Origin of the sequence: Dysgonomonas sp. ZJ709, from assembly GCF_011039195.1 — a bacterium.
Taxonomy (GTDB): domain Bacteria; phylum Bacteroidota; class Bacteroidia; order Bacteroidales; family Dysgonomonadaceae; genus Dysgonomonas.
This window is the reverse complement of the sequence record NZ_JAAKEM010000052.1, coordinates 1-7,469: the sequence shown is the minus strand read 5'-3', so window position 1 is coordinate 7,469 and position 7,469 is coordinate 1. Positions and strand designations below refer to the sequence as shown.

Below are 7,469 nucleotides of genomic sequence, written 5' to 3'. Positions count from 1 at the left end.
AACGATTTAGACTGAATATATTGGTGGAGAGCCGTATACGCGGGAACGTGTACGTACGGTTCGGAGGCGAGCATTGGAAAACCGACCATAGCAATATGGCGCGGCGTCGGGTGCTTAGCCTACACTATAAATTTGATGACTTAAGCCAGATTGCATACAATACCCTGATAAACAATATGGATTGCTATGAGGTAAAACCACAGTTTTTTGTTATCAACTTTGACAATCCACGAAAATCCCACCGCTGTAACCCGATCAATCCGGATTTTATGACGGATATTTCCGATGCTTACGAGGCTGCTTACACAATAATGTTAAATCTTAACCGCACCTGGATTCAAAAGCAGGGAGATTTCTTTGTAGAATCTCCTATAATCCTTTTAGCTTCAATGATTTGGTATCTTAAAATATATCAAAATGGAAAATATTGCACCTTTCCCCATGCCATCGAATTACTGAATAAACCATATTCCGATATTTTCACTATCCTTACTTCTTATCCGGAGCTGGAAAACTACCTATCTCCCTTCATGGATGCCTGGCAAGGGGGAGCCCAAGACCAACTCCAGGGGCAAATTGCTTCTGCTAAAATCCCTTTATCCAGAATGATAAGTCCCCAATTGTATTGGGTAATGACCGGAGATGATTTCACCCTTGATATCAATAATCCGAAAGAACCAAAGATACTCTGCGTGGGTAATAATCCCGACAGGCAAAATATCTATTCTGCGGCATTGGGTTTGTATAATAGCCGTATCGTAAAATTAATAAATAAAAAAGGACAATTGAAAAGTTCAGTCATCATTGATGAGTTACCCACAATTTATTTTCGTGGATTGGATAACCTGATCGCAACAGCACGAAGTAATAAGGTCGCAGTATGTCTTGGCTTTCAGGATTATAGCCAGTTGATCCGAGACTATGGCGATAAAGAAAGTAAAGTTATTCAAAACACCGTGGGTAATATCTTTAGCGGACAGGTAGTAGGAGATACAGCAAAGAACCTGAGTGATCGCTTTGGTAAAGTCCTGCAAAAACGACAATCCATGACAATAACCCGTCAGGATACCTCCACCTCTATAAGTACACAGCTAGATTCATTAATACCTGCATCCAAAATCTCCAACTTAACACAAGGTATGTTTGTAGGTGCAGTCTCCGATAATTTTGATGAAAGGATAGATCAGAAGATATTTCACGCTGAAATTGTAATAGACAATGAGGCTGTTAAAGAAGAAACGAGTAAATATGTACCCATACCTCAAATCGTCAATTTTGTAGATGATCAGGGTGTAGACCATATGTGTGAACAGATCTCCTTAAACTATGACCGGATTAAAATAGAAGTAAAACAAATCATCGTTGATGAATTGGAGAGAATAGCTAACGATCCGTTGTTAGAGCATTTAATCCCAAAGGATAAGTAAGTTAGGTATTCTTTATTTTATAGTATTTGAAAAAATAGTTAGAATATCTTGTTAGTTTTTAGTTTATAGTTATTATTTTTAAGGACACAAATTCTTAAATTTAATACATATGAATAAAGTAATTTTTACCATTCTTATTTTAAGCCTTTGCTCTTGTACTTCATCCAATAAGTATGAAAAACTGATTAGTGATTATGCCCAAACCGATAAGCAAGGTACATGGACGGATATTCAGTTTAAAGCCTTAGAAATTAAAGAACTTGAGCCTATAAAGGTGTCTGACAGTATCACCATACTAAAAGAAGAGTTTGATAACAATAAATCGGAACAGTTACAAAAACTGGAGTCTTACCTGAAGAAAAATAAGGAGGGTCTGGAAAAAGAACAAAACTCACGGTTTAAAATGCCGACAATTGTAAATATGTATACCAAGTATATTGAAAACACACAACTTGCTATAGATTCTATTGGCAAACAGGAATTTGTCAACATATACGGAAATGTTTCTGCTGATAAAATCCTTTTACAGCCCGTCGAATGCCGTTATTCCTATGTTTTTCCCCCAACGAATCCATTGCAAGAACGTAGTGAGGTATTCTATTTTCTACCCGATGCCTCAAAAATTGTAAAGAGTAAGCAGATAAAGAAATAAACAGAATGTATCAGTTTAAAAGCACCATATTTAACGAATATGGTGCTTTTTTTACTTATTCCCCTGTAAAGGGCAACGTTAGTTCTTCGCCGCATTCCCATCGGCAAAATTATATGCGTGTTCTTCACTGGTCAAATTCCGGCCCTAAAGGGTTTAGCTGAAAAATCTCCGTACCTCGCTTACAGCGAGGCAGATATTTTCCTGCTAAAAATTTGACGTTTTGAACACTTCTGTACGGAGCCGATGGGACATAGCATGCGAAGCCACTTCCGACGCATATTTTAAAGGACAGGGGGCGAGTGGTCATTGTAAAGGTTTTTTCAGGGGGGGGACAAAAGCTGCTGGCTCTTCTTCTGCATATTAATTTTATACTTCGTAATTTATTGTCGGGCTTGGCTCTCTTTTCGTTTTTTGCTTGGTTTTAAATCGGGCTTTAAATGCCCTTTAAATCCATCGAGCCGAGTTTTTTCAGAGTTCCAGATATTACAATGTGGTTTATTAAATTTTTTCTATATTTGTGAAGTAGAATAAATATTAGAAAAAGCGTTTACTGCTCTTTTCAGTGCACCGAAAAAGTCGAAAATTATAAGAGGCACAACGAAATGACAGATGAACGCCCCTCGTTATAGAAGCGGGGGGTGTTACTGTTTGTGTCTCTTGGGCTTCGACTCCCTTCGGTGCAACAGGTAATGCCCTTCCGCTTTTTTTGTTAAATCTTTTGTGCTGAAGGACACAAATAGCACCTTAACAATATGTCTGAACTTTTTATTTGTATCGTTTATGAAGGACTAAGTGAAAATCAAATTCGTTTAAAACATGATTCTAATCCCATATTTAAAACAAAAATCAATCCAATAGATGAAGAATATATCCTTGAAATTCGTATGTCTATTGTAACAATCTCTTGCTTAATAATTAATGAACGATGTCAGATTGCATATATGTTTTTTGATATGCTGTAAAGATGTTATTTCCAATTTTTTCATAATCAATAATCCTGCTTATATTATCCATCTTTTAGAAAGCTCACAATTCCTGTGAGCCTTCTTGATTTTATGTTGCACCGTATTAAAGCAATCTAATTTTGTTGATACCTAAAATCTTTCCAAATTCAATTATTAATTCAATTTCTTATCTGTTATTTAGAACTGACTTCTCATTCTATCTAATATCTGCTACTTTCTTCTATAAAAATGTTTTTGTAATACTACACGACCTGATTTTTTTATTCCATCACAAGCCGAATACTATTCTCAAACTCTCAATAATCCATATATCCGATCAATTACAAACTTTCGAATGCAAATCCTGCTATTAATACTTCTTCTAGCTTGAAAAAGAGGAGAAATAGGTATCCCAAACTCTTATTTTTTTGCGACAAAGGTATTGCGTGTTCTTAATCGGCTCGTCAAGTTTTCCCCTAAAGGGTTTTATCGAAAAATCTCCATACCTCGCTATGCGAGGCTAGTATTTTTCGTAAAAAACTGGACTAGCCGGAACACGCCCTTTGATCGCCGAAAAAAAATAAGAGTTCGGGTTATTTTAATATAAAAAATATGATTATGAATATAAATTTAACTAAAGCTAAGGTGTTGGTAACGACAAGCTATAAATACACAAGTAAAACAATGTCAGAGAATTGGCTACACCTGATGCAATATGCAAATGGAGACGAATTTAAGCATGCCTGCTTGGAATTGCATCAAGATGAGTCTGATCCGCAGTTATTGTATTTTGATTTTGAAGATATCCCCGGTGTATATATCACGGAAAAGTGGATATGCCCGGAGTTATTCGATCTGATAAAAGCTACTGCCAAATTGGAAATAAATGAACACCAGGCATTTTCAAGCTGGGTGAATCATTATAAACCTGAATTAACACAAGAGAAGATTAAAACCCTTCTTAATGCATTTAAGTACAATTACGAGGGTATTTTTAGTAATAAATATCGTTTTGGGAGATACTACGCAAAATCACAATTGGGTATCACAGAAAAGAATAATCCAGACTTTGATTTTACAGGATATACAGATCATTTATTTGATACTGATTCTATGTTTCTGTTTATTGATGGATACGTCTTTAAAAACATTCCTTTTTAACATGTAATATAAAAGTCAATGGAACGGTTCAATTACACAAATTGAACTTTTCCTTTTTTATAACAATTAAATTTTTCAATTATGTTTCAACAATTATTTCAATTAATGCAAGACGGTCAGATGCTAACTATGAATCTGATGAAGACCGGTGATAAACTGGTTATTTGCACATTACCTGTTACTTCAACAAATCAAGGTGAAAATTTAGCCGCATTGACTATCTCGGGATTACCTGCTGAGCTGGATGCCAGTTTCATTAGTCTAATCCAAACACCTTTAAAAGAGAGATGTGAAGTGATAAGTAATCTGGATGCATTTTCTGCAAGTACGAAGAGTGCTGCAACTTCAAAGCCGGATAAATCAGGCTCAGGTACTTTAAATGTTGCTTCGTCAGGTAAAATGAGTAAAACGGATCTGCTTTTTGCGGATGCAGAGCAGAAAGAAAAAAAAGGTGACCTGCCCGGTGCATTAAAAATTTATAAGATGCTTTACGATCAGGATAAGACCAATACCAAAGCAGAAAAGAAATACACAGAACTTTGGGCAAAAATGTCTCAGCAACCATTATTTCCTGAAACGACGACTGATGATCCTAAAGCAGGAGTTACAAGTCAAAATTCACAGGAGGCTAAACCGACAGGAATTACAATATATGAAGAATCGGAAGAAGAGGATGATGAGCAAAATACTGAGGATGAATCAGGTGATGGAATTGTTGAAGGTTCTAGTTCAACAGTAGATAATTTTGCTGAATTGTTTGCTGAAAATAAAATAGCTGAACCTGTGGAAGAGAAAATGACTATACCTGCCGGAATCACTGCTGAAGAATGGATTAAATTTCAGCAATTCCAAACTATGATGGGTGTAAGTAAATAAATTCATAAACCAGATAAATAAATAACATTATGGCAATAGAAGTTACAGCAATAAAAAGAGAATTTCTGATTGATAAATCCGGAATAGAACTCGAAGATCCCAATCCTGAGATGTCGGTGGAAAGCATACAACAATTCTACTCAAGTATTTATCCTGAGTTGACTACGGCTACCGTACATAAGGAGTTTAAAGGCGATAAATATGTATATACTTTCAAGAGTATCATTGGAACCAAAGGATGAAAAACACTAAAAAATGCAAAGAACAATTACAAGCCCTGCATCGGGAAGTTGGCACTATCCTGATGCGGGAGTCCGAGCGACGAGAAATACATCGGGGAGTAAACAGATACAAAAGGATGCAAAAGCGGTCAGAAGGTCAGGAAATGATTTTCTGACCACTGTTTTTAAGCCAATACCTATATCAAAATTCCACCCGGCATATTGTGAGGAAAGTTATATGTACCTGTATCATTCTGCACAAAATTATGCACGGCTTTTAGGGGCTGATTTTACTCTAAGGTCAGAAACTATTGATATTGAAGCCATATATAATGCCTTAAGATTAATCATGCCGAAAGACCAGTATCTTGAAATTAAGGAAAGAGATAATAGTCTGCGATTTGTAATCTTTAATAACCATGAAGAGAATGTATTGTATTATGTGCCCTGTAATATAATTGATCAGGCAGAAGATACGCTTAAAGATATTTATATTTCTTTTTTCTCGATATTTCAGTCGAGTCAAGGGTTGCTCGAATACAAAGAGAATGCCTGCTTTGAATATTTTAAGGATGAGCTACCAGAGCCTGAATCCGATGAAACAATTGATGGGGATAATGATTGGCTGGTTTTGTTAGATAACTACTTAAATGGAGAAATAGGGAATACTTTGGGTTTATTAAGTCAAGAGCCTAAATATACCAATCGGGAATTACGAAAATGTATCAAAGCTTATAAGCCACAAACAGAAAAAGAATCCGTCATCCTTAATCTTATGCATGATGGCCTTAAACTGTTTACAAAGGGGTGTATTATGAACTTTGCTTCATCGCCTGTGGAAGGAGATGATTTTTATCTGGACTATTACCCTGTTGAAATGGGGCGCATGATGCATGTGGTTTACAGTACTGAAGATGTAGTTTTTGAAAATATTTTTGAATGGATCTGTAATGAAGCCAATGATCAGGGGTATGAGTTTTTTTCTTCAGGTTATATTGAGCTAAATCCAAAGACAAGAAAACCGATGAAAGTTAATAAATATGTTGAATTATTTTTAGATTGGATAAACAAATTTTGTTATGAATTATACAACCGCAGAGATAGTAAATAAATCCAAGGTGACTTATACACCACGAATGGCAATCATCGTATATGCAACAAAAGATAAAGACTATTATCTGGAATCAAGGAGCATTCATGCATCAGGTACTATGGGAAGTGCTGTTCCTCTGACTAAAAACTGTATAGCAGAAATAGCTAAATTGTTTTCGGAAGATCAGGCTGTAACACCTCATGGTAATATACCTAAAAATATGTTGTTTGCAGATAATCGTATAGGATATCAACGCTACATCTGGTTTAATCCACCCGAAAAAAGGAAAATGTTTTTTGCAAAATCCTTAGCGATACCCGATGAAGAATACCATATACCGGGAATTATTTATGTAGTAGAGGAAGACCGGTTGAACTTGTATGCGTTTAAAGGTAAATACCCTAAAAACGAGCTTTATGTAGCTCCTTTTCTAAATACAACGAATGGCTCAGTCTGTCTCGGGTCTGCCAAACTGAACTATCCTAATAATCCAACATACGCAGACTTTATAGCTTACTGGGAAAAGAAATTCTGGTTGACAGAATTTACTCATCTGGGAGGAAGTGAAAATCCTACCAAGAATAACCTGATTACAATTATTAAATCTTCCGTTGATAGTTTTGATATGAAAGAATTACTACCAAGTGGAAAAAAACTAAAAGACTTATTAAAATGAAAATACATGTTGCCCCCAATTATTTTATGAATCCTACGCATCCTATAACTGTAAATCTTATAGGATGTGGTGGAACAGGGTCACAGGTTTTGACCTGCTTAGCCCGAATCGATCATTGCCTGCGTTCTTTAGCGCATCCGGGCTTACATGTACATGTTTATGACGGAGATATTGTCAGTGAAGCTAATATCGGGCGACAACTTTTTTATGAATCGGATATTAACCTTAATAAAGCGGAGGTTCTGGTAACACGAATTAATGCCACGTTTAGTACAGCTTGGATTGCTATACCGTAAGCGTTCGGGAAAGAGCATCTTGTGAGATATTGTCATGGGCTTTACCTTTGCCAAAAATGCGCGTATTGGTTATCTTAACAAGAGCCCAACGAGCGTTTAGTTTATGTAAAATGGTTCAGACAA

Annotated in this window: 7 protein-coding genes and 1 pseudogene; all 8 read left to right on the top strand. The window is 36.0% G+C overall.

Features of this window, described 5'->3' with window-relative positions; all coding sequences use genetic code 11:
- Positions 1 to 1,427: TraM recognition domain-containing protein (locus G7Y56_RS17995; protein ID WP_165045794.1), on the top strand; the 1,427-nt coding region annotated here is incomplete at its 5' end.
- 109 nt (positions 1,428 to 1,536) lie between these two features.
- Complete coding sequence (locus G7Y56_RS17990) at positions 1,537 to 2,079, top strand: hypothetical protein (protein ID WP_165045792.1); 543 nt, start codon at positions 1,537 to 1,539, stop codon at positions 2,077 to 2,079.
- Between the two features lie 1,562 nt (positions 2,080 to 3,641).
- Positions 3,642 to 4,184, top strand: a complete 543-nt coding sequence (locus G7Y56_RS17985; RefSeq protein WP_165045790.1) for an antirestriction protein ArdA — start codon at positions 3,642 to 3,644, stop codon at positions 4,182 to 4,184.
- 81 nt (positions 4,185 to 4,265) lie between these two features.
- A complete protein-coding gene (locus G7Y56_RS17980; RefSeq protein WP_165045788.1) occupies positions 4,266 to 5,060 on the top strand; it encodes a PRTRC system protein E in 795 nt (264 codons plus the stop codon).
- A 29-nt stretch (positions 5,061 to 5,089) separates the two neighbouring features.
- Positions 5,090 to 5,302: a PRTRC system protein C gene (locus G7Y56_RS17975; protein WP_165045786.1), complete on the top strand. Its 213-nt coding sequence runs from the start codon at positions 5,090 to 5,092 to the stop codon at positions 5,300 to 5,302.
- 13 nt (positions 5,303 to 5,315) lie between these two features.
- A complete protein-coding gene (locus tag G7Y56_RS17970; protein ID WP_165045784.1) occupies positions 5,316 to 6,392 on the top strand; it encodes a hypothetical protein in 1,077 nt (358 codons plus the stop codon).
- Positions 6,361 to 7,050 (top strand): PRTRC system protein B, encoded by a 690-nt coding sequence (locus tag G7Y56_RS17965; protein WP_165045782.1) that lies wholly within the window; start codon positions 6,361 to 6,363, stop codon positions 7,048 to 7,050. The genes G7Y56_RS17970 and G7Y56_RS17965 overlap by 32 nt, the downstream gene beginning before the upstream one ends.
- Positions 7,047 to 7,343: pseudogene (locus G7Y56_RS17960) on the top strand (ThiF family adenylyltransferase); the annotation flags it as partial. The gene G7Y56_RS17965 and the pseudogene G7Y56_RS17960, both read left to right, overlap by 4 nt.
- Positions 7,344 to 7,469: the final 126 nt, after the last annotated feature.